This window comes from Salegentibacter flavus, assembly GCF_900115145.1.
GTDB lineage: Bacteria > Bacteroidota > Bacteroidia > Flavobacteriales > Flavobacteriaceae > Salegentibacter > Salegentibacter flavus.
The window spans coordinates 84067-104865 of record NZ_FOVL01000001.1; the positions used below are offsets into that span (position 1 = coordinate 84067).

The following is a 20799-nucleotide window of genomic DNA, read 5'->3' on the forward strand; positions in this document are numbered from 1 at the left end:
TTAACTCAACAGGTTGTTTTCTTCGTTAGGAAATACCAATGAGGGCTTAAATGTTTTAGCTTCTTCAAATTCCATTATGGCATAGGCAATAAGGATAAGTACATCGCCTTTGGCTACTTTTCTTGCAGCCGCACCATTTAGGGTTATTTCTCCAGAATTTCTGGGTCCGGGAATAACGTAGGTCTCCAGGCGTTCGCCATTATTATTATTAACAATCTGGACTTTCTCGCCTTCTATGATGTTAGCCGCATCCATAAGGTCTTCATCTATGGTTATGCTGCCAATATAATTAAGATCTGCGCCCGTTACTTTTACGCGATGAATTTTAGATTTTACTACGTGTACCTGCATTTCTAATTAATTTAGAGCTATATTATCAATTAAGCGAACTTCCCCGGCATAGGCTGCGATAAAAGCACGATAATCCTGCCCTTTTCTTTTTCGGTTTATTTTTTTCAGGGATGAGGCCTCAGCAATTTCGAAGTATTCCAGCTTTAAAAAGGGGTGATTTTCGAACTGAGCATTGACCCAATCGGTGATGTAGTTAACACTTTTTGTGCCAAATAAGTCCCTGGATTTCAGCAGGGTTTGGTGTATAAATGCGGCGTTTTCCCGCTGTGTGGGGTTCAGGAGTTCATTCCTCGAACTACGGGCCAAGCCGTTAGCTTCCCTAAGTATGGGGCAGCCAATTACCTCTACCGGAAGATTCTCGTCTTTTGTTAATTTACGAATAACTTGTAATTGTTGATAATCTTTCTGCCCAAAGAAAGCTTTGTGAGGTTTTACTATTTCAAAAAGCATTTTTACTACTGTGCCCACTCCGTCAAAATGTCCTGCGCGGAACTTTCCTTCCATAACCTCACCCAGACTTCCAAAATCAAATTCTTCTGAAATAACATTTTCGCCATAAAGCTCGTAAGCAGTAGGGGCAAAAACCCATAAATTTGGGTTCAGGGTTTCCAGTAAATCTATATCTTTCTGCAGGCCACGTGGATACTTCTCAAGATCCTGAGGATTATTGAATTGCGTGGGATTCACGAAGATGCTCACCACAACCTGGTCACAGATCTTTTCAGCGTTTTGCACCAACGACAGATGTCCTTCGTGAAGCGCACCCATAGTAGGCACTAATCCCAGGGTTTTTCCCTGAGATTTAAGCTTGCTCACCGCCGTTTGAAGGGCCTCTTTTTTCTTAAAAATCTGCATATTATCAAAAAATTAACAGCGTGCAAACTTAATATATTAAGGGCAATCTGCATAAAATTTTGTAATTTTGCGTGTTTTTTATTCGCAACTGCAATTAAAGCAATGAATTTATGAAAGATAAGAGGATATTGTACGTCTCGTCTGAAGTTATACCTTACCTACCTGAAACCGAAATATCATCCACGTCTTTTGAAGCCGCAAAAATGGTAAACAACCTTGGGGGGCAAATTAGAATATTTATGCCTAGGTTTGGTAATATCAATGAACGTCGCCACCAGTTACACGAAGTGATTCGACTCTCTGGGATGAATTTGGTGATCAACGATCTTGATATGCCTTTAATCATAAAAGTGGCCTCTATACCTAAAGAAAGGATGCAGGTTTATTTTATTGATAATGAAGACTATTTCAAGCGGAAGGCTACCCTTACCGATGAAGATGGGAACCTTTTCGATGATAATGACGAGCGCGCCATCTTTTTTGCAAAAGGTGTGATCGAAACCGTTAAAAAATTAAACTGGTCTCCCGATATAATTCACGTTCACGGGTGGCTTGCTTCCTTATTGCCGCTCTATTTAAGACGTTATTACGGTAACGAACCGCTTTTTAATAATGCAAAAATTGTGACCTCGGTGTACAATCAAAGTTTCGATGGTACGTTAAGTGAAGATATGCAGGAAAAAGTATTGTTTGACGGAATGGAAAATCAGGACTTGAAACACCTGAAAAATCCAAATTATGTTAACCTGATGAAAACCGCTGCCGATCATTCTGATGCTCTTATCCAGGGCAGTGAAGAAATCCCGGCCGAGTTGTCTGATTATATGACCAAACTTAAAAAACCTATACTTCCTTATAAAAATCGGGAAGAATTCACCCAGGCCTATCAGGATTTTTACACCGAAAAAGTTTTACCCCAATAGAAAAAATACCGAATGAATTTTAAAAGATTGACAAGCAAAATTGCAGCGCTTTTGGCTGTAAGCTTTGTTTTAGTAGCATGTGATGATGAGTTTAGTACTGTAGGAGGAGAAATAATCGAAAACCCTACCGATGTAGAATTGCAGAAACTGGAAGTGACAACTTACAGTAAAAAAATAAATTCAGTACAAACCAACAACCTTTCAGATTATTTACTTGGAGTATATAGCGACCCCGTTTACGGGGAAACCGCAGCGAGCATTTTTTCCCAGCTTTCCCTCACTACAACCAATCCTGGTTTTGGAGATAATACCCAATTAGATAGCGTAGTTCTTACTATTCCGTTTTATAGTACCGAAGGTGAAAGTGATGAAGAGGGGAATATTGAATATAGCCTGGATTCTATTTTTGGGGAAGGAAGCTTCAAGCTTTCAGTTCAGGAATCACGTTATTTTTTAGCCGATTTCGATCCTGATGCCGATTTTCAGAGTCGCCAGAAATATTATTCAGATCAACAAGATCTTATTGAGCAAAACCTTGTGGGCGATGTGCTTTATGAAAATGATAATTTTGAACCTTCTTCAGAGGCAATCGTGAATTATGGTTACGATGAAGTAGGAGAAGCAGACACCACCACAACCGGGCCCGCTTTGAGAATAAAACTTCCTGTAGATTATTTTCAGCAGAAGATAATAAACAAAGAAGGATCATCAGAATTAAGCAATAATAATAACTTCAGAGACTATTTCCGAGGCCTTTTTCTAAAAGCCGAAGCGAATAACGATGCAAGTAGCCAAATTCTTCTTAATCTGGGTAAAGGGGATGTAAATCTTTATTATACCTATGAAGCAGAAGAAACCAATGATGATGGAGATGCTGAAACGGTTGAAAAGGGAGGGAGTTATCAACTAAAGTTTGGCAGCAATGCTGTGAATACTTTTGAAGGTGAATTCCCAGCAGATGTGCTCCAGGCCATTACTGCTGCAGACACTGAAAACGGGGAAGAGAATATTTTCCTTAAAGGTGGTGAGGGAAGTATGGCAATAATTGAGCTCTTTGAAAATGAATCCGAAATAGAAGAACTAAAAGAAAATAACTGGCTCATTAATGAAGTTAATCTTCAGTTTTATGTGAACCAGGACTTTATGGCGGGCGCACAGGAACCTGACAGGTTGTATGTCTATGATTTGGAAAACAACAGGATTATTGCTGATTATTCTTTTGCCGAGCAATTTATTGGTGACTTTAATCCTGAAGACCCTTCAGAATCAATGAAGACTTTTTCAAAACCCCTGGAGCGGGATGAAAATGAAAACGGAATAAAATATAGCTTAAATCTTACTCAGCACGTTAATCAAATTCTCAATAACGAAGGAGAGAACGTCAAACTTGGTTTAGTGATTACACAAAACATAAATCAAACCGCTAACTCTGCTGTAAGAGATAGTGGAGAAGTAAGCCGTGTGCCAGCGATGTCTGTTTTGGCGCCTCTGGGAACGGTCCTTTATGGGAATGCGGCTGAAGATGAAGAGAAGCAACCTAAACTTTGGATTTATTATACCCGAACCACAGAATAAAAAACAATTAACTTAACTACTACCAATAACTTAAATTATGTGCGGAATTGTTGGTTATATTGGGCATAGGGATGCTTATCCTGTAGTGCTCAAAGGGCTTCAGAGACTGGAATATCGCGGTTACGATAGTGCCGGGATTGCTCTTTATGACGGAGAAGAACTTAAACTTTGTAAGACTAAAGGCAAAGTTGCAGATTTAAAAGAAAAACTTGAAAGTTCAATTTCCACTAAAGGAAATGTTGGGATAGGGCATACCCGTTGGGCTACTCACGGAGTGCCAAACGATGTGAATTCTCATCCTCATTATTCAAATTCAGGAAATCTTGTAATAATTCACAATGGGATTATTGAAAATTATGATGCCCTTAAAAAAGAGCTGAAAACCCGTGGATATACCTTTGAAAGCGATACTGATACCGAAGTCCTTGTAAATCTTATTGAAGATGTTTCAAACAAGGAAGGTGTAAAATTAGGGAAAGCCGTGCAAATCGCGCTGAATCAAACCGTGGGGGCTTATGCTATCGCTGTTTTCGATAAAAGAAAACCAAATGAGATAGTTGTTGCCCGTTTAGGAAGTCCGTTGGCTATAGGGGTTGGAGAAGATGAATTCTTTATTGCCTCAGATGCTTCCCCATTTATTGAATATACCAACAACGCTATCTACCTGGAAGATGGGGAAATGGCTGTTGTGCGAAGAGATAAAGGTGTAAAAGTCAGAAAAATCAAAGATGATTCTCTTGTAGATCCTTATATTCAGGAGCTTCAGCTTAACCTTGAGCAAATTGAAAAAGGTGGTTACGAGCACTTTATGCTGAAGGAAATTTATGAACAACCCAGTGCTATAAGTGATACTTTTCGCGGAAGAATGCTTGCTGATAAGGGTATTGTCAGAATGGCCGGGGTTGATGATAATATTGAAAGAATCTCCAACGCTAAAAGAATTATAATAGTTGCCTGCGGAACTTCCTGGCACGCCGGGCTGGTTGCAGAGTATATTTTCGAAGATCTGGCGCGTATTCCTGTGGAGGTAGAATATGCCTCTGAATTCAGATATCGTAACCCGATTATTTCAGAAAATGATGTAGTGATCGCGATTTCTCAGAGTGGAGAAACAGCCGATACTATGGCGGCGATTAAGCTAGCCAAAGAAAAGGGTGCTTTTGTTTTTGGGGTTTGTAATGTGGTAGGTTCTTCTATTTCACGTGAAACTCACGCGGGTGCATATACCCACGCGGGGCCCGAAATTGGAGTCGCTTCAACCAAAGCCTTTACAACCCAGATTACCGTATTGACTTTAATGGCGCTTAAACTGGCCAAACATAAAGGGACAATTTCTCATCCGGACTTCATGCTTCTTCTTCAGGAGATGGAACGTATTCCCGGGAAGGTTAAACTTGCCCTGGAGTCTAACGAGAATATAAAATTTATCGCCGATATTTATAAAGACGCGAGAAACTGCCTGTACCTTGGTAGGGGCTTTAACTTTCCGGTAGCACTGGAAGGCGCTCTGAAGTTGAAAGAAATTTCTTATATACACGCAGAAGGTTATCCTGCTGCCGAAATGAAGCACGGGCCTATCGCGCTGATTGATGAACATATGCCTGTTATTGTGATTGCAACTAAAAAGGGACATTATGAAAAGGTTGTGAGCAATATACAGGAGATCAAATCCAGAAGCGGAAAGATTATTGCTGTGGTTACCAAGGGGGATGAAGAAGTTAGAGACCTTGCAGACCACGTGATCGAAGTGCCGGAAACTATGGAACTTTTGACTCCGTTGTTGACTACCATCCCGCTTCAGTTATTATCATACCATATTGCGGTGATGCTCGGTAAGAATGTAGACCAGCCAAGAAATTTGGCTAAATCGGTAACAGTAGAATAAAATATTCAGAATAAATATTTACAAAAGCCTTTCAGATTTAATTTTGAAAGGCTTTTTTTACGAGCTTATTTTCCGCAGAAATTAAGAATAATCTGCCTTTAGCAGATATCGGTTTATGTAGCAAAAAGTTATTTGAGCAGGGGTATGATTTTATCAAGAAAAAACTATCTTTGCAGCCTGAAAATAACCTGTTTGGAATTTTGATTAATAATAATTTCCCGGCGGTGTTTTTTAAGATTTTTAAATACTAAACATTAAAGAATTAGATAATGTCTAAAGTAACAGGTAAAGTTGCCCAGATTATTGGCCCTGTAGTTGACGTCGTGTTCGACTCAGAAAATACTGACTTACCAAAGATCTACGACTCTTTGGAAATTACAAGAAAAGACGGTTCCATTTTGGTATTGGAGGTTCAATCTCACGTGGGTGAAGAAACTGTTAGAACGGTTTCTATGGATTCTACAGATGGTTTGAGCCGTGGAGTTGAGGTAGTTGCTACGGGAGCGCCTATTCAAATGCCAGTTGGTAAAGAAGTCTATGGTCGGTTGTTTAATGTGGTAGGTGATGCTATTGACGGACTTGGGAATTTACCTAAATCCGGAAAAGATGGTATGTCTATTCACAGGGATGCGCCAAAATTTGAGGACTTATCTGTTTCTACTGAAGTTTTATTTACTGGTATCAAAGTGATCGATCTTATCGAACCTTATGCAAAAGGTGGTAAGATTGGACTTTTTGGTGGTGCCGGGGTAGGTAAAACAGTACTTATTCAGGAATTAATTAATAATATTGCCAAGGGCCACGGTGGTCTTTCGGTATTTGCCGGAGTAGGAGAGCGTACCCGTGAAGGAAATGATCTTCTTAGGGAAATGCTTGAATCTGGTATTATAAAATATGGTGACGACTTCATGCATTCTATGGAAGAAGGCGGATGGGACCTTAAAAAAGTGGACAAAAGCGTAATGCGTGAGTCTAAAGCTACCTTCGTATTCGGACAAATGAACGAACCACCGGGAGCACGTGCGCGTGTTGCTCTTTCTGGTCTTACAATTGCTGAATACTTCCGTGATGGAGCTGGAGAAGGACAGGGGAAAGATGTGCTTTTCTTCGTAGATAACATTTTCCGATTTACCCAGGCAGGTTCAGAGGTGTCTGCACTTCTTGGGCGTATGCCTTCAGCTGTAGGATACCAGCCAACGCTTGCTACCGAGATGGGGGCAATGCAGGAGCGTATTACTTCTACTAAAAATGGATCGATTACCTCGGTACAGGCGGTATACGTACCTGCCGATGACCTTACTGACCCGGCACCGGCAACAACTTTTGCCCACCTGGATGCAACTACAGTATTGTCCCGTAAGATTGCCGAACTTGGTATTTATCCAGCGGTAGATCCTCTTGATTCAACTTCAAGAATTCTTACTCCTGAAATTTTAGGAGATGAACATTACGATTGTGCACAACGAGTAAAAGAGTTGTTACAACACTATAAAGAATTGCAGGATATCATCGCTATTCTTGGTATGGAAGAACTTTCTGAAGAAGATAAACTTGCGGTATCCCGTGCAAGACGGGTGCAGCGTTTCCTTTCTCAGCCCTTCCACGTAGCCGAGCAGTTTACCGGACTTAAAGGAGTGCTTGTAGATATTAAAGAAACCATTAAAGGTTTTAATATGATCATGGACGGGGAATTGGATCACCTTCCTGAAGCAGCCTTCAACCTTAAAGGTTCAATAGAAGAAGCTATCGAGGCAGGTGAGAAAATGCTTGCTGAAGAAGACTAAAAGCCTTTCCGCAAATGCGGAAGTTCAAAACATTAGATAACTATGCAATTAGAAATCGTAACCCCCGAAGCGGTAGTTTTCCAGGCTGAAGTTGATGCGGTAAAGGTGCCGGGAGCAAATGGTGAATTCCAGATGCTTAATGATCACGCGCCTATCGTTTCCACTTTAACCAAGGGTGAAGTTAAGATTAGTCTTACCAACGTAAGCAGAGGTTTTTTAGAAGATCTTTCTTCTGATTTTAGAAAGGAAGGCGAAAAAGTTCTCTATTACCCGATTCAGGGAGGGGTTTTAGAAATGAAGGATAACAAAGCTATAATCCTTGCAGATTAGGTTTTAGCTTCTGAATATATTTTATAAAAAGCCGAAGGAAATTCCTTCGGCTTTTTAATTGCTGAAATATTTCAGAATCGGGTAAAAATTTTCTTGGGTGCTCATTCTGAAATTAGGTAAGAATTTAAGCCTATTTTCAGATACTGAATTTTCAATAATTTAAGAAAGTAGCTGAATTTTCGCTTTTTTAAGATAATCTAAATTCAGAACCTTGCAAAACCGCAGTTTATGCCCCATTTTCCTTATTAAACTTAAATAATATCTGCTATATTTGCCGAGAACGGAATTTTAAAGAAAAATATGCTAACAGCTATACTTTTAGGGTTTTTATTTGCTTTTTTCCTGGTTTTCGCAGGAAGGTTTTTTAAAGGTAAATTGGCTGTTGTTTCTGCACTTATCCCGTTATCTCTTTTTATATATTTCGCTTCATTTATTCCGAGGATAGCCTCGGGAGAGGTTGTGAGCAAAACCTATGAGTGGGTCCCATCCTTTGGAGTGAATCTCGGATTTAGTTTAGATGGGCTTTCACTTTTGTTCTCATTAATGATTACAGGGATTGGTTTTCTGGTATATGTATACACTTCTTCCTATTTAAAAAATCACCAGTACCTGGATCGCTTTTACGCCTATTTGAGCGTTTTTATGGGGGCTATGTTAGGTTTGGTGCTTTCAGATAACATTATTTCTATGTTTGTTTTCTGGGAGCTTACCAGTATAAGTTCTTTCTTTCTTATCGGGTTTAACAATACAAGTGAGGCCTCAAGAAAATCTGCACTTACCGCATTAGGTATTACCGGATTTGGTGGTTTTTCTTTACTTGCTGGAGCCCTGCTGCTTGGTAGCATGACGGGCACCTACAGCATTACTGAAATGATGACAATGAAAGAGGCTCTTGCTGGACATGAGTTTTATATTCTTGCCGTGATTTTTATTTTCGGCGCTGCTTTCACAAAATCTGCGCAATTCCCGTTTCATTTCTGGTTACCCGGAGCGATGAAGGCGCCAACGCCAGTGTCTACTTATTTGCACTCGGCAACAATGGTAAAAGCCGGGGTTTATTTATTAATGCGTTTTACCCCTGTATTGGGGGATACCAATTTCTGGAATACCACGCTTATTGTCGTGGGAGGTATAACCATGTTATATTCAGCAGTCCATACCTTATTTCGCACCGATCTTAAAGGAGTGCTTGCCTATTCAACCATTTCGGCCCTTGGTATTTTGGTTTTCCTAATCGGTCTCGGAAGTCAGGGAGCATTCCTGGCAGCAGCCGTTTTTATAATCGTGCACGCGCTTTATAAAGCTACCTTATTCCTGGTTACCGGGATAATAGATCTTCAGGCAGGAACGCGAAATGTAACAGTTCTGGCAGGATTGCGAAAAGTGATGATGCCAGTTGCTGCAGCAGGTTTTCTTGCTGCGATTTCCAGTGCCGGAATACCGCCAAGCGTTGGTTTCCTCGGAAAAGAACTCACCTATGAAGCCAGTACACATTCCACAGGAATGGTGATCCTAATAGTTGCCGCGATTGTTCTTACCAAAATTCTACTGCTTTATGCAGGGTTTGTTGCCGGGATAAAACCTTTTACAGGGAGGTTACCCGAAAAATTTACCGAAGCTAAGATGCCCGACCCATTGATGTGGGTACCGCCATTGCTGTTGGCAATTCTGGGAATTGTATTCGGAATATTCCCTGCCTTGATTGAGTCGTACCTGGTGAAACCTGTGGTTACAGCCTTGGGTAAAGATGCTTCAGATATTCACCTGGCCTTATGGCACGGGTTTAATACGGTCCTGGTGTTAAGTATAATTACTATTGTGGTAGGGATTCTGCTTTATTTTATTCTGAAGCCTTCAGAAAAACTTGAAAACCGGATTGGTAAATTAGAACCGGTTTCTCCAGAAAGCATTTTGAAAAAACTAACTTACTTTTTTGGAGCATTTTCAAAATTCTGGACAAATGTTTTCCAAAACGGTTATCTCCGGAATTATGTAACTACCATTATACTTTTTCTGGTGATTCTGGTGGGCTATATCTTTATAGGAAATTCTCGTCTGGTAATAGATCATACAAAATTATCTCAGATAACCGCCTATGAACTGGCGGTAACCATAATTCTTATTGCGGGCGTGTTCTATACCGTCTTTACCAGGTCGCGTATTGGAGCCGTGGCCGCGATGGGGGTGGTAGGTCTTGCCATTTGCTTGCTTTTTGTTTTTTACAGTGCTCCCGATCTGGCCATGACCCAGTTCTCAATAGATACCCTTACAGTTATTCTTTTTGTACTGGTTCTTTACAGATTGCCTAAATACCTGGTGTTATCAGACTATAAAATGAGGATTCGCGATGGAATTCTATCCCTTACTTTTGGAGGGTTAATAAGTCTTATAGCTTTGCAGGTTTTAGCCGAACCGGTTAATAGCGATGTTGGAGATTTCTATGCGAAAAATGCATATATAATGGCACATGGAAAGAATGTGGTAAATGTTATCCTGGTAGACTTTAGAGGAACAGATACTTTGATCGAAATTTCGGTACTCGCAATTGCGGCGATTGGAGTATATGGCTTGCTGAAATTACGCGTAAAAAGTTCAGACAGGCCTAACTAAAAAATAATAAATGAAGACATTAATATTAAAAACAGCATCTAATTACCTTTTACCGGTATTGTTGGTGTTTTCCGTATTTATTCTCCTGCGAGGGCATTATTTGCCAGGCGGGGGTTTTGTTGGAGGTCTTATTGCGGCCATAGCTTTTGTATTGCACGCATTTGCTAACGGCCTGGCCAAAGCGAAGGATTTGCTCAAAATACATCCCGGCTTTTTGATGCCAATAGGATTGGCCCTGGCTTTTCTTAGTGGGGTTGCCCCGGTAATTGGACTGGATGATCCTTTTATGACCGGACTCTGGTTTCCTGATCCTTTTCCGGTAATAGGAAATGTTGGGTCTGCCCTCTTTTTCGATATTGGGGTATACCTTGTTGTGGTGGGAGTCACCTTAACAATAATATTTACAATATCAGAATCGGCTTAATTTATGGAAATACTTTTTGCAATAATAATAGGGGTGCTTTATGCTGCGGGTATTTATATGATTCTGCGCCGAAGCCTGGTTAAACTTATTATTGGAATTATTTTGCTCGGAAATGGTGCCAACCTGCTCATCTTTCTTCTGGGAAGAATAACAGAGGGAGCTCCGCCAATTATTCCTGAAGAATCCAAGGTTTTTCTTGAAGCCTATGCCGATCCTGTTCCGCAGGCACTTATATTAACAGCCATCGTAATTAGTTTTGGCTTGCAGTCTTTTGCTATTATTCTTGTAAAAAGAGCGCATAAAGTAGTAAAGACCGATGACCTTGACGAAATGAACGCAACCGACGAAGATTCATGACACAACAGTTAATTCTATATCCGTTATTGCTGCAACTGCTATTAAGCATCCTTTTGATGTTTTTCTGGTACAGGATAAATGCACAGCGGATCATTAGTATTTTAGGAAGTATCCTGCATCTGGGATTAACAATTTATGTATTCAGCTTTATTTGGAATAACGGGACCCAAACCCTGCAGGCCGGAAGCTGGGAAGCCCCATTTGGAATTACCTTTGTTGCCGATTCTTTTTCGATAACCCTGGTATTGCTTACCGCAATTGCCGGACTTGCTGTTTCGATTTTCTCTGCTTCCTCTATGATCCCGGACAGGTTGAGATTTGGTTATTTCCCCATTTTTCATTTTCTATTGCTGGGCCTTAATGGAGCCTTTCTTACGGGGGATATTTTCAACCTTTACGTATGGTTTGAGATTATCATCATTAGTTCCTTCGTTTTAATAACCCTTGGCGGGGAAAAAGCCCAGCTGGAAGGTGCGGTAAAATATTTTACACTTAATTTCCTGGCTTCAATGATCTTCCTTACTGCCATTGCAGTACTTTATGGATTGACGGGAAGTTTAAATATGGCCGATCTTGCCATTAAGGTTGCCGAAGTTGAAAACAGAGCTTTAGTGCAGATTACTGCAGTTTTGTTTTTAATAGGTTTCGGGATAAAAGCAGCGGTTTTTCCGCTTTATTTCTGGTTGCCTGCTTCCTATCATACGCCGCCATCAGCAGTTTCAGCCATATTTGGTGGCTTGCTTACCAAAGTAGGAGTGTATGCCCTCATCAGGGTTTTTACGCTTATTTTTGTTGGGGATGCCTTTCTGGATGAACTCCTGCTTGTAATAGCGATTTTAACGCTGTTTAGTGGAGGTGTGGGAGCACTTATCCAGAATAATGTAAAAAAGGTTTTTTCATACCTTATAATTTGTCATATAGGATATATGATACTCGGTTTGGGAATGTTTACCGAAGTTGCCATTGCGGGTACAATTTTCTATCTTATTCATGATATCATTGTGAAAACCAACCTCTTCATGGTAAGTGGACTAATTTACAGAATAAAGGGATCGAGTAGTATGCGAGCCCTAGGAGGGTTTTACAGCGATTATCCCAAATTGAGCCTGCTAATTTTTATCCCGTTATTCTCTCTTGTAGGAATTCCGCCCTTATCTGGTTTCTGGCCTAAAATTTCGCTAATTACAGCGAGTTTTAATACTGAAAGTTACTGGGGGCTGGCTGCTATTATCTTTGCTAGTTTTATTACCCTTGTGGTGATTGCTAAACTTTGGGCAGAGGTATTCTGGAAAAATCCCGGAGAAATTCGTAAAAGAATTAAATTTGATTACTTTCATAAAATGGGGAAATACCGGAAACTAGGTTTTGTAGCGCCCATAGTTTTTTTAAGTTTTGTTTCCCTGTACATTGGTTTTGGTGCTGAAAATATCCAGATTCTGTCATCGCGTGTGGCACAGGAACTTATGGATAATCAATTGTATATTGATGCGGTGTTTAATAATGTTCAAAATCCCGAATAATGAAAAGCAGGTTCGTCGCAAATTTATTACTCACTTTCATCTGGGTTGCACTAACCGGTGATTTTGCATTTAACAATTATATTTTCGGTTTTGTGTTGAGCTTTTTTATCCTTTGGATTACAAGCAAGGATAAAAGAAAATATAATTATTTCACGCTTGTTCCTAAATTGATATCCTTCGTATTTTATTTTTTATTTGAACTGGTAAAAGCTAATTTACAAGTTGCCTATGAAGTAAGTACTCCAAATCTAAAAATGAAACCCGGGATCGTTATGGTGCCCCTGGACATACAATCGGATATTGGAATTACTTTACTGGCCAATATGATCTCACTAACGCCCGGTACTCTTAGCCTGGATGTTTCTAATGACAAGAAAGTACTTTTTGTACACGCGATGTATATCACAGATAGGGAAGAATTTATACACGGGATTAAAAACGGTTTTGAAAAACGCTTATTGGATATTTTTAAGAAATGACATTAAACGACTATATATATTATGTAATTCTGCCAGTTCTGGCTTTTTCTATCCTGTTAATATTTTACAGGTTTTTTAGAGGACCAAGCATCGCTGATAAGGTTATCGCCTTAGACCTTTTGATAACCACAGGAATTGGAATTATTGCCGTTTATAGTATCGTTCATGGAAGATCTACATTTATGGATACCGCCATGATCCTTGCTCTTATTGCATTTTTAAGTACCGTGGCATTTTCTTATTATATTGAAAAAAGAAACCGAAAGAAATGAGTACTATCATAATAGTCATATTAATAACTCTGGGAACCCTGTTCATCTTACTTGCTGCTATAGGCATGATAAGAATGCCGGACACCTATCTTAGAATATCGGTAACCACAAAGGCGGCTACTCTGGGGGTTGGCCTTTTGCTGTTATCATCAGCAATTTATTTTAATGATCTTTCAACAACATCCAGAGCTCTGGTGATTTTTCTATTTGTGCTGCTTACAGCACCTGTAAGTGCGCATCTAATTGGTAGGGCTTCATATTTTATGGGAGTAAAACTTTGGGATAAATCGGTTATGGATGATCTACATGGTAAATACCAGAAGAAAACTCACGTGCTTAAAAGTGAAATCGACGATACGCCTGGAGATAATGTGATGCATGACAGGCCCGACTATGGAAATGAAGATGAAGAAGATGAGGATGAATTGGTGAAATAGTTAATCCTGGTTTTTGACATAATTGTGCGTTTGCCTGATGCCATACCGACACCATAAAAGCCAACACTATAATTACGAAAAGATAACGAGAATTAGCATGAGCTTGCTGGAATTGAATGAAGCTGAATGATGAAGACAAAAAACCAACTTGAGTTAGCTGAAATCTCAAGGGTGGCACGAATCTCCAAGAAGGATTTTATCGAAAATTATGTCAAGCCACAAAAACCGGTAGTTATTGAACATCTTATAGAAGACTGGCCGGCTTACCGAAAATGGGATTTGCAGTATATAAAGGAAATGGCCGGAGATAAAACAGTGCCCCTTTACGATGACAGGCCTATATCTTCAGAATACAAATTCAACGAGCCTCATACTGAGATGAAAATGGCAGATTATATAGATCTGTTAAGGTCAAGGCCTACCAATTATCGTATTTTTTTGTACCAATTGCTCAAGGAAGTTCCCGTGCTTCAGCAGGATTTTAAATTTCCTGATATTGGTCTGCGATTCATTAAGAAGCTGCCTACCTTATTTTTTGGGGGAGAGCACTCGAAGGTTTTTATGCATTATGATATCGATTTTGCCAACATACTTCACTTTCATTTCCACGGAAGAAAACGCTGTATTTTATTTCCGCCTTCAGAAACAAAATACCTTTATAAAGTGCCTCATGCTCTGATCTCAAGAGAAGATATCGACTTTAATAATCCCGATCTTGATAAATTCCCTGTACTAACTAAAGCGAAAGGTTATGTTACCGAACTCAATCACGGAGAGTGCCTTTATATGCCTGAAGGATACTGGCACCAAATGACATATCTTACTCCAGGATTCTCAATGAGCCTTAGAGCATTTCCCCGAAGTGCAACAAATTTCTCCAAAGCGGTTTATAACCTACTCTTTATGCGCCATTTCGATAATTACATGAGAAAATGGAAAGGTCAGAGATGGATAGACTACAAGAACGAACTAGCTATAAAACGCACCGAGAGGCATAATAAGCCTATTTAACTAGTGAATTCACCTTATCGTATACGAGATTAGCTTCGTAACCTTTTTGAAGCAGGAAATCGGCTAATTTTCTCTTTTTCTTGAACAGGTTGTTCTCCTTGATTGCCTTTTGTTTCTTAATTGCTAATTCTTCCAAAGTGTGAAGGTAGGCTTCCTCTTCAATTTCAGTTAAGGCCAGTTTTATTATTGGATAAGAAATCTCCCGGAATTTAAGTCCCTGCCTGATCTTTATTCTCCCCCATTTTTTTATTCTGAATTTACCTCTTACAAAACTGCGGGCAAAGCGTTCTTCATTTAAAAAATCTTCCTGCATCAATTGAATGATAATCTGTTCTTGTGCAGCCGGGATCATGTTCATTTCTCTTAATTTTTCCTCAACTTCTTTGTGAGAGCGGTCACGGTATGCGCAAAACTGCATCAGTTTGATCGTGGCTTCTTTGACGGAATAAGATTTATGAGTTTGACCGGTATTCATATCAAACAAAATTAGTCAATTCAAAACTAAATTATTTTTCTGGTTACCTTTTATCATTCGGGTTATTGGTTTATTTTAACAGAATTAATTTAATACCAGCCATATGAAAATTTTTTTCTTACTATCTGTACTCTTTTTTTTAACTGTTTCTGTAAATGCGCAGAAAGATTATGATGAAGCTATTCAACTCATAGAAGTTTGGTTAGATGCCCAAAAGGATTATGAGAAGCTTCCAGCGATAATAGCCAGTGTAACCGAAGATCAGGATAAAATCTGGTCGGGAGCTTTTGGATTTGCAAACCCCGATGACAATACACAAGCTGATGTTTCGACCTTATGCAGTATCTGTTCAATTTCCAAACTTTTTACTTCGGTGGCCGTGATGAAACTGTATGATGAAGGCAAGCTGAGGCTGGATGACAAAATAGAAGATTTGCTGCCTTGGTATGATCTAAAACAGCAGTTTAAGGATACAGAACCCATCACGATTCGGAGTATACTAACTCATTCCTCCGGGTTGCCGCGGGAATCTAATTTTTCGTACTGGACCGGCCCCGATTTTGCTTTTCCGGAGACAGAGGAAATAAGAGAGGAGCTTTCAGAGCAGGAAACCTTATACCCCTCTTCAACTTATTTTCAGTATAGCAACCTGGGGTTAACCTTGTTGGGAGAAGTAGTCGAAGAGATTTCAGGAATGCCTTATGAGGAATATGTTCGACAAAATATTCTTGATCCCCTGGGGTTGGATAACACTTATGCCTCTCTGCCGGAAGATAAATATGGGGATGAGCTGGCAGTTGGGTATGGACCTTTAAAAAGAGATGGTTCACGGGAGAAATTAAAACTTTTTGATGCCGGTGGGGTTCAGGCAGCAGCGGGATTTTCTTCCACCGTTGAGGACCTGGGGGAATTTGGTGCCTGGCAATTAAGATTAAGAGATACATCAGCCGTTGAAATTTTAAAACCTTCAACATTAAAATTAATGCAAAGAGTTCACTGGACAGATCCCGATTGGGAGACTACCTGGGGATTAGGATTTGCTGTGAGCAAAGGCTCTGATGGCACTACCTGGATTAGTCATGGCGGTAGTTGTCCCGGTTATCGCTCTATTCTAATGGTTAATCCTGAATCAAAACGAACCTACGCGGTTTTAATTAATGCCAATGGAACAAATCCCGGGAAATACGCAACCGGGATTCATGCAATTTTAAACAAGATTAAAACTGAAACCGGTGAGGATAAAAAAGAGAATGAGGAGGAAACCGGAGATGCGATTAAACTTGATGATTTTGTAGGTTATTATGATAGTAGTCCCTGGACGAATGAAGTTTATATTGGGTCCTGGGGAGAAAAACTGGTAATGATGCGCTTGCCAACCTCCTCGCCAACAAAGGCAATGAGTTTTTATAAGCACATTGAAGGTGATACTTTCAGAAGAATTAGAGATGATGAGGAATTGGGAGAGACCCTGGAATTTGAAAGAGGGGAAGCCGGTGAAATAATCAGGTATAAATCCCATGGAAATTATTCAGAGAAACTTAACCGCTAAATAATTTAACTGTTTTAGCTGAATAGATGCCAAAAAAAAACGCCTTTCGAATTAACGAAAGGCGTTTTTAATTTAAAGTGTGATCTCTTTCCCTTCTTTGTCGTGAAAGTGATACTCCATGTACGTGTAAGCGTCTCTTGGTAAAATTTTAACCCAGCGCTTATGGTCTAAAAACCATTGCGAACGGGGTGATGGAAAGCCTTTGGTTAAAAAGGCTGCAATAAATGGGTGCGCACTCAAAGTGATCTTTTTGTGATCTTTCTTGATGAGTTTTTCCAGGTCGGTTTTTATTTTGTTTATTAAAAGTATTGGTGCCTCAATTTCACCAACCCCGTTGGGATTTATCTCCCGGGTTTTAATATTCATTTCCGGCCGTACGCGTTGTCTTGTAATTTGTATCAATCCGAATTTACTCGGCGGCAAAATCTTATGTTTTGCGCGGTCGTCGCTCATCTCATTTTTAAGGTGATCGAAAAGGGCTTTGCGGTTTTCGGCGCGGCCCATATCGATAAAGTCTACCACAATTATTCCTCCCATGTCGCGAAGTCGCAACTGGCGGGCTATTTCGGTGGCGCTTATCATGTTCACCTCTAATGCAGTATCTTCCTGGTTTTTAGATTTATTAGAACGGTTACCGCTATTCACGTCTATAACGTGCATAGCTTCGGTGTGTTCTATCACCAGGTAGGCGCCTTTGCTCATAGAAACGGTGCGCCCGAACGTAGTTTTTATTTGTCTTTCGATACCGTATTTTTCAAAGATTGGAACATTCGACTGATATAATTTTACAATTGATTCTTTACTTGGGGCAATCTCGCCCACATAATCTTTAATTTGTGTATAAAGCGTTTCATCGTCAACGATAATAGAAGTAAAAGTGTCGTTGAAGATATCCCGAAGTAGGGAAGAAGCTCTGTTGAGTTCTCCCAGTACTTTTGAGGGGTGAGGTGCTTTATACAATTTTTTACTCATGGCTGTCCATTGATCAACTAAATTCTGAAGATCTCTGTCCAGTTCTGCTACTTTTTTGCCTTCGGCTACGGTTCTAACAATAACCCCGAATCCTTTGGGTTTAATGCTTTTTACCAGTCTTTTTAGGCGGTCCTTTTCTTCTTTGCTTTCGATTTTTTGTGAAACCGAAACCCGATTAGAAAAAGGAACCAGCACTATATAACGGCCCGGGATGGAAAGCTCTGAACTTATCCTGGGGCCTTTGGTAGAAATAGGTTCTTTTACAACCTGAACCAGTATCGATTGATTTGACTTTAGAACATCGGTAATTTGACCGTTCTTGTCAATATCCTTTTCAAAAGTAAAATTCTTAAGCGAATAATCTTTTAATTTACCTGTGCTTACACGTTTTATGAACTTAAGCTGGGAAGAGATTTGAGGCCCGAGATCGTGATAGTGTAAAAAACCATCCTTTTCATAGCCAACATTTACAAATGCGGCATTTAACCCGGGTACAGCTTTTCTGATTTTGGCGAGAAATATGTCGCCAACATTAAATTTGTTGCTGTCTTCTTCCTTGTTGAGTTCTATAAGTTTTCCATCTTTTAGTAAGGCAAAATCTACAGCAGAGGATTCGGACCTGATAATTAATTCTTTGTCCACTCTTTTAGATTTTTGTCCCGATATGATCGGGATGGATTAAACATTATTTTCTCACAGGGTTTTTATTCCTGAAGAAATCTTAATCCCGCTAAGGGCGGGCTTTAGGATTTCGATTTCAATGAACTTTTTAAACAAAAAAAGTAGTGTGAAAACTACTTTTTCTTATGGCGGTTAGCTCTTCTTCTTTTCTTACGCTTGTGCGTAGCTACCTTATGTCTTTTTCTTTTTTTACCACTTGGCATAGTGTACGTTTTTAATTAATAACTTATTTTCTTTTGCCTGCTATAGCGGGCTTTTACTTTACTTCAACGTTAGACTTAACGCCTTCAACAAATATTTTAGCCGGTTTAAAAGCCGGAATGTTGTGCGCTGGAATCTTGATGGTAGTGTTCTTAGAAATATTTCTTCCGGTTTTTTCGGCTCTTGTTTTTACTACAAAGCTTCCAAATCCTCTCAAGTATACATTGTCTCCGCTTTCTAGTGAAGTTTTGACTTCGTCCATGAAGGTCTCAATAGTAGCCTGAACATCACCTTTTTCCATTCCTAATTTTTCTGAAATGTTTGCTACGATATCTGCTTTCGTCATTTTCGTGCTATTTAATATTATAAATTGGGGTTTCTAATTTTTCAAGGGCGCAAATATAAGAATTAAATCTCCAATATTTCAAGCCTAATTCATTAAATAATAACGGAATAAACTTTTAATATTGCAACCCGACAATAATTTCTATGGAATTTTCTAAAATACTGATTAATTGGTATTTAAATAATAGGCGCGATTTGCCTTGGCGCAAAACTGCCGACCCCTATCATATCTGGCTTAGTGAAGTTATGTTGCAACAAACCCGGGTGGAACAGGGATTACCGTATTATTTAAGCTTCATTGAGGCTTTTCCAACTGTTTTTGATCTGGCTGAGGCTTCCCAGGAAAAAGTGCTCAAGCTCTGGCAGGGATTAGGCTACTATTCCCGTGCCCGCAACCTTCACGAAACCGCAAAATATGTGGCTTTTGAGCTAAACGGTGTTTTCCCCAATAATTATAAGGAACTTAAAAGCCTGAAAGGGGTTGGTGATTATACCGCCAGTGCTGTCGCTTCTATCTGTTATAATGAAGCCGTTCCCGTTGTTGATGGGAATGTATACAGGGTTCTTTCCAGGTATTTTGATGTCGAAACTCCTATAAATTCAACCGCCGGAATCAAAGAATTTAAACTGCTGGCATGGGAATTACTGGATAAAGAGAATCCTTCGAAGTTCAACCAGGGCCTTATGGAGTTTGGAGCTTTGCACTGTAAACCGCGAAATCCGCATTGTGAAAGCTGTCCTTTTAATGAGACTTGCCTAGCTTTAAAACACGATAAGATTAAGGAATTGCCGGTTAAGCCTAAGAAGCCGAAGGTGAAAAAGCGTTATTTCAATTATTTGGTCTTTTCTTCTGAAGAGAATAAAACCCTGCTTCAGCAGCGCAAAGGAAAAGGGATTTGGGAAGGACTCTTTGAATTTCCACTCATCGAGACCCTTGAATCGGTAACTTCTGAAACATTTATTTCCGAAGAAAAGATTCAGGATGAGACAGGTGTTTTGGCGGCTAATGTTGTTTTGTATAATGAAAAACCGGTTATACACAAGCTTTCCCACCAGCATATTTACACCCATTTCTGGTTGGTTAACTCCGAAGCATTAAATGAAAAAGGCATTCCGATAGAAAAAGTTAAGAATTATCCTGTTCCGGTTTTAATCCAGAATTTCCTTGAAGAATCGGGCTTTGAGGATTATTAATTAAGAAGTGTTGAAACTTTTATTTCAATCAATTTTAGTCTGCTCGAAATTTTTGAGTATTTTAGAATAAATTTAAACTTAGAAAATCCTCTAAATGAGGTTCAAATAAAACTAAAAAAATGACTGGTACGCTAAACAAAGTAATGCTGATAGGGCATACGGGAGATGATGTGAAAATGCATTATTTTGAAGGTGGAAATTCGCTGGGACGCTTTCCGCTGGCTACAAATGAGTCCTACACCAATAAAGCCACCGGGGAACGGGTTACCAATACCGAGTGGCATAATATTGTGGTGCGTAATAAAGCTGCAGAGATTTGCGAGAAATATCTTAAGAAAGGAGATAAGGTTTACATCGAAGGTCGACTTAAGACCCGTAAATGGCAGGATGACCAGGGAAATGATAAGTATTCCACAGAAATTCACTGTTCAGAATTTACCTTTTTAACTCCCAAAGATCAGGCAGGTGGAAGTGCTCCACAGGAAACTCAGGCACAAAAACCACAAAGCCAGCCAAAAAATGATAGATTTGCACAGGAAGAAGATGAAGATGATCTTCCTTTTTAAGTT

Annotated in this window: 21 protein-coding genes; 16 read left to right on the forward strand and 5 right to left on the reverse strand. The window is 39.6% G+C overall.

Annotated features, from left to right (window positions below):
* Together panD and panC are read right to left on the reverse strand one after the other, a co-directional pair.
* On the reverse strand, positions 1-351 hold the full coding sequence (gene panD / locus BM266_RS00425) for an aspartate 1-decarboxylase (RefSeq protein WP_093404478.1): 351 nt from the start codon (positions 349-351) through the stop codon (positions 1-3).
* Between the two features lie 6 nt (positions 352-357).
* The gene (gene panC / locus BM266_RS00430; protein WP_093404481.1) at positions 358-1206 is read right to left on the reverse strand and encodes a pantoate--beta-alanine ligase; all 849 of its coding nucleotides are present in this window, start codon (positions 1204-1206) and stop codon (positions 358-360) included.
* A 110-nt stretch (positions 1207-1316) separates the two neighbouring features.
* On the opposite strand from panC, the gene BM266_RS00435 reads away from it, so the two are divergent.
* The 13 genes from BM266_RS00435 to BM266_RS00495 all read left to right on the forward strand — a co-directional run bounded on the left by BM266_RS00435 (position 1317) and on the right by BM266_RS00495 (position 14813).
* On the forward strand, positions 1317-2129 hold the full coding sequence (locus BM266_RS00435) for a glycogen/starch synthase (RefSeq protein WP_093404482.1): 813 nt from the start codon (positions 1317-1319) through the stop codon (positions 2127-2129).
* A gap of 12 nt (positions 2130-2141) precedes the next feature.
* Positions 2142-3704: a BamH family beta-barrel-assembly machinery protein gene (locus BM266_RS00440; protein ID WP_093404485.1), complete on the forward strand. Its 1563-nt coding sequence runs from the start codon at positions 2142-2144 to the stop codon at positions 3702-3704.
* A gap of 37 nt (positions 3705-3741) precedes the next feature.
* On the forward strand, positions 3742-5589 hold the full coding sequence (gene glmS / locus BM266_RS00445) for a glutamine--fructose-6-phosphate transaminase (isomerizing) (RefSeq protein WP_093404487.1): 1848 nt from the start codon (positions 3742-3744) through the stop codon (positions 5587-5589).
* 269 nt (positions 5590-5858) lie between these two features.
* Positions 5859-7373 carry a F0F1 ATP synthase subunit beta gene (atpD, locus tag BM266_RS00450; RefSeq protein ID WP_093404490.1) on the forward strand — a complete coding sequence of 505 codons (1515 nt, stop codon included), beginning with the start codon at positions 5859-5861 and terminating at the stop codon, positions 7371-7373.
* Between the two features lie 42 nt (positions 7374-7415).
* A complete protein-coding gene (locus BM266_RS00455; protein WP_093404492.1) occupies positions 7416-7703 on the forward strand; it encodes a F0F1 ATP synthase subunit delta/epsilon in 288 nt (95 codons plus the stop codon).
* A gap of 300 nt (positions 7704-8003) precedes the next feature.
* Positions 8004-10313, forward strand: a complete 2310-nt coding sequence (locus BM266_RS00460) for a putative monovalent cation/H+ antiporter subunit A (RefSeq protein WP_093404495.1) — start codon at positions 8004-8006, stop codon at positions 10311-10313.
* Between the two features lie 10 nt (positions 10314-10323).
* A complete protein-coding gene (locus BM266_RS00465) occupies positions 10324-10737 on the forward strand; it encodes a Na+/H+ antiporter subunit B (RefSeq protein ID WP_093404497.1) in 414 nt (137 codons plus the stop codon).
* A gap of 3 nt (positions 10738-10740) precedes the next feature.
* Positions 10741-11094, forward strand: a complete 354-nt coding sequence (locus BM266_RS00470; RefSeq protein WP_093404500.1) for a Na+/H+ antiporter subunit C — start codon at positions 10741-10743, stop codon at positions 11092-11094.
* Positions 11091-12614, forward strand: a complete 1524-nt coding sequence (locus BM266_RS00475; RefSeq protein WP_093404503.1) for a proton-conducting transporter transmembrane domain-containing protein — start codon at positions 11091-11093, stop codon at positions 12612-12614. Before BM266_RS00470 ends, BM266_RS00475 begins: the two co-directional genes overlap by 4 nt.
* Complete coding sequence (locus BM266_RS00480; protein WP_093404505.1) at positions 12614-13093, forward strand: Na+/H+ antiporter subunit E; 480 nt, start codon at positions 12614-12616, stop codon at positions 13091-13093. The genes BM266_RS00475 and BM266_RS00480 overlap by 1 nt, the downstream gene beginning before the upstream one ends.
* Positions 13090-13365, forward strand: a complete 276-nt coding sequence (locus BM266_RS00485; RefSeq protein ID WP_093404508.1) for a cation:proton antiporter — start codon at positions 13090-13092, stop codon at positions 13363-13365. Before BM266_RS00480 ends, BM266_RS00485 begins: the two co-directional genes overlap by 4 nt.
* Positions 13362-13802, forward strand: a complete 441-nt coding sequence (gene mnhG, locus BM266_RS00490) for a monovalent cation/H(+) antiporter subunit G (RefSeq protein WP_093404510.1) — start codon at positions 13362-13364, stop codon at positions 13800-13802. Before BM266_RS00485 ends, mnhG begins: the two co-directional genes overlap by 4 nt.
* 126 nt (positions 13803-13928) lie before the next feature.
* Positions 13929-14813 (forward strand): cupin-like domain-containing protein, encoded by an 885-nt coding sequence (locus tag BM266_RS00495; RefSeq protein ID WP_394333111.1) that lies wholly within the window; start codon positions 13929-13931, stop codon positions 14811-14813.
* Here BM266_RS00495 and BM266_RS00500 read toward each other — a convergent pair.
* Positions 14806-15288: a regulatory protein RecX gene (locus BM266_RS00500; protein ID WP_093404513.1), complete on the reverse strand. Its 483-nt coding sequence runs from the start codon at positions 15286-15288 to the stop codon at positions 14806-14808. The genes BM266_RS00495 and BM266_RS00500 overlap by 8 nt on opposite strands.
* 103 nt (positions 15289-15391) lie before the next feature.
* Here BM266_RS00500 and BM266_RS00505 point away from each other — a divergent pair, with 103 nt between their 5' ends.
* Positions 15392-16837 (forward strand): serine hydrolase, encoded by a 1446-nt coding sequence (locus BM266_RS00505; RefSeq protein WP_093404515.1) that lies wholly within the window; start codon positions 15392-15394, stop codon positions 16835-16837.
* 72 nt (positions 16838-16909) lie between these two features.
* Here BM266_RS00505 and BM266_RS00510 read toward each other — a convergent pair whose 3' ends face one another.
* Both BM266_RS00510 and BM266_RS00515 read right to left on the reverse strand, forming a co-directional pair.
* Complete coding sequence (locus BM266_RS00510; protein ID WP_093404518.1) at positions 16910-18451, reverse strand: Rne/Rng family ribonuclease; 1542 nt, start codon at positions 18449-18451, stop codon at positions 16910-16912.
* A 295-nt stretch (positions 18452-18746) separates the two neighbouring features.
* Positions 18747-19055 carry an HU family DNA-binding protein gene (locus BM266_RS00515; protein WP_262506692.1) on the reverse strand — a complete coding sequence of 103 codons (309 nt, stop codon included), beginning with the start codon at positions 19053-19055 and terminating at the stop codon, positions 18747-18749.
* 125 nt (positions 19056-19180) lie between these two features.
* Here BM266_RS00515 and mutY point away from each other — a divergent pair, with 125 nt between their 5' ends.
* Together mutY and BM266_RS00525 are read left to right on the forward strand one after the other, a co-directional pair.
* Complete coding sequence (gene mutY, locus BM266_RS00520) at positions 19181-20230, forward strand: A/G-specific adenine glycosylase (protein WP_093404521.1); 1050 nt, start codon at positions 19181-19183, stop codon at positions 20228-20230.
* Between the two features lie 119 nt (positions 20231-20349).
* Entirely contained in the window at positions 20350-20796 is a 447-nt protein-coding gene (locus BM266_RS00525; protein WP_093404524.1) for a single-stranded DNA-binding protein, read from the forward strand.
* Positions 20797-20799 lie beyond the last annotated feature (3 nt).